The organism is Chamaesiphon sp. VAR_69_metabat_338, assembly GCF_031423935.1.
Lineage (GTDB): Bacteria > Cyanobacteriota > Cyanobacteriia > Cyanobacteriales > Chamaesiphonaceae > Chamaesiphon.
Window position 1 is genome coordinate 1 of record NZ_JANPGM010000467.1, and the last position, 2,485, is coordinate 2,485.

1 pseudogene is annotated in these 2,485 nt (G+C 49.9%); it reads left to right on the forward strand.

Going from position 1 to position 2,485, the window contains the following annotated elements:
* Positions 1-884 precede the first annotated feature (884 nt).
* Positions 885-2,375 (forward strand): annotated as a pseudogene (locus RMO84_RS12895) (chemotaxis protein CheB); the annotation flags it as partial.
* Between the last annotated feature and the right edge of the window lie 110 nt (positions 2,376-2,485).

Consider the following 2,485-nt stretch of genomic DNA (forward strand, 5'->3'; position numbering starts at 1 on the left):
TTTTAAGAGGATGTTTGGAAAGTCCTATTTGTAACAAGCGTAGATCTGAATCCCCCTAAATCCCCCTTAAAAAGGGGGACTTTGAATCCGATCTTAGCCCCCTTTTTAAGGGGGTTTGGGGGATTCAGATCTCAAAACGAAGTCCAACCGACTTGTGTATACACGGTAGCTTTTTAAGGGGGGTTAGGGGGGATCTTCTAGGGTTTACGAATACTAATCTATACTTTTCAAACGTCTCCAAACAGTCTCTTGTATGTCATTAAGTCATTGCCAAATGGCTGTGAGGTTTGAGTTGAGCCAGCGGGCAGTACTTATCCGAGCGTCGGCGATCGAGTGTTTCCGTCAGAATCGGTAAGACTTAACAGACCGCAACTAACTTGAGATCAAACAGATCGAATCTGCGATGGCAACTGCGAAAGATCGCCATCTGAGAACTGAGATTTTTTAAAGTACTGGTGCCAAGGCGAACTATTTGCGAACTAACCAAAAGTTTGGCGGCGGATGCAATCGCGATCGGCCAATAGCAGCAGATCTGGAGAGATTATGCGTCACCAAGTCTCGCACCATACCGCTGAGGCGGTCGTAGCAATTTAATAGGTATAAATTGACATTAATGATTTATTTTCATTCATCAGACAAATCTAAAATCTAAATTCGATCCATTAATGTCAAGTCCTTAAGTTGCCACCAAAACGTGGGTTGATGCCATGACTTCCGAATTTTCTGTCGATCGAGCAACACGGGCATCTCATCGCGATCGGCTCTCTGCCGTGCCATCAGCATCGGAGCCACCCAGTAGCAGCTCCGATCGTGAAATTGCGGAAACAGCGCGTGCTGTGGCGGTTCCTGCCGCGAACGAGGCCGAGCCGACGGATGACCAGCCGCTGCTGTTGCCTGGTGGCGACGCCGCAGAGATCGATTTTCCGATCGTCGGTGTTGCTGCTTCTGCTGGGGGATTGGAGGCTTTTATGCAACTACTGAGCCATCTGTCGAGCGATACTGGCATGGCATTTGTGCTGATCCAGCATTTGTCACCCGATCGAGCGAGTCTCTTGACAGAGATTCTCGCCAGAACGACCAAAATGAGCGTCTGCGAGGCGCGGCAAGGGACAGTTGTCGAGCCAGATCGAGTGTATGTGATTCCACCGAACACGCAGATGAGAATCTCAGGCGGCGTACTGCAACTATCGGCGCGGGAGAAGATTCTTGGTAAATACATGCCTGGAGATACCTTCTTTAATTCTCTGGCCGCCGAGCGCGGGCAAGACGCGATTGCCGTGGTATTGTCAGGCGGCGATGGTGATGGTGCCGAGGGTTTAAGGGCGATTAAGGAGGTGGGTGGAGTGACGTTCGCTCAGCGTGAGGATACGGCAAAATTTGATAGTATGCCTAATGCTGCTGTGGCGACGGGGGATGTCGATTTTGTGTTGTCGCCGGAACAGATTGCTGAAGAATTGGTAAATTTCAGTCGCAGCCATATTTGGTCTAGACATCAGTCACCGATCGCGGCTGATGAATCGGTGACAGCCCCATCGGCGTTGGCGACGATTTTCGCGCTCCTTAGATCGAGTACTAGCATCGATTTTAGTCATTACAAGCCTAAAACAATCGATCGGCGCATTCATCGGCGCATGTTGCTATGCAAGCTCGAACAGTTGGCGGATTATGCCGCGTATTTGGCCGCGAACCCGGCGGAAGTCAAGGCACTGTATGAAGAGATTTTAATCCATGTCACTAGCTTTTTCCGCGATCCTGATGCGTTTAAATTGCTCCAGACGCACGTTTTTGAAACGATCGTCCAACATAAGTCAGCAGAGTTACCAATTCGGGTTTGGGTAGCAGGGTGTTCGACGGGGGAGGAGGTGTATTCGATCGCGATTAGCCTGCTGGAATTTTTAACCGATCGAGTCCCACAACTACCGATTCAGATTTTTGCGACCGATGTTAGCGAGCTATCGATCGAGCGCGCCAGAGCGGGGATTTACACTGAGGCGCAGATGGCCAACGTTTCACCAGAGCGGCGACACCGCTTCTTTTGTAAAATTGAGGGTGGTTATCGGATTAGCAAGGCGGTGCGGGAACTGTGTGTATTTGCCCGTCAGGATCTGGTGAGCGATCCGCCATTTTCCAATGTCGATCTGATTAGCTGTCGGAACGTGCTAATTTATCTCGACAGCTCGCTCCAGGAGCGGATTATCCCCATTTTTCATTACAGTCTCAATGTCACGGGTTTTCTCTTACTCGGTACCTCCGAAAGTACGGGCAAATATACAGATTTGTTTGCCGTTGTCGAAAAAAAGCAGCGGATTTATGCCAAGAATCCCACGGCAAGTCTGTCCACTTTTGCCTTTACTCCCAGCAGCTATCCACCGGCGTGTATCGATCGGCAATCAAGCGATCGACCTTTTTTTGTAAGTCCAACTCTTCGGATGCCGCCAGGATCGGCTGTCGAACTGGCAACGGACTAGACCCATTAGGCGATTTA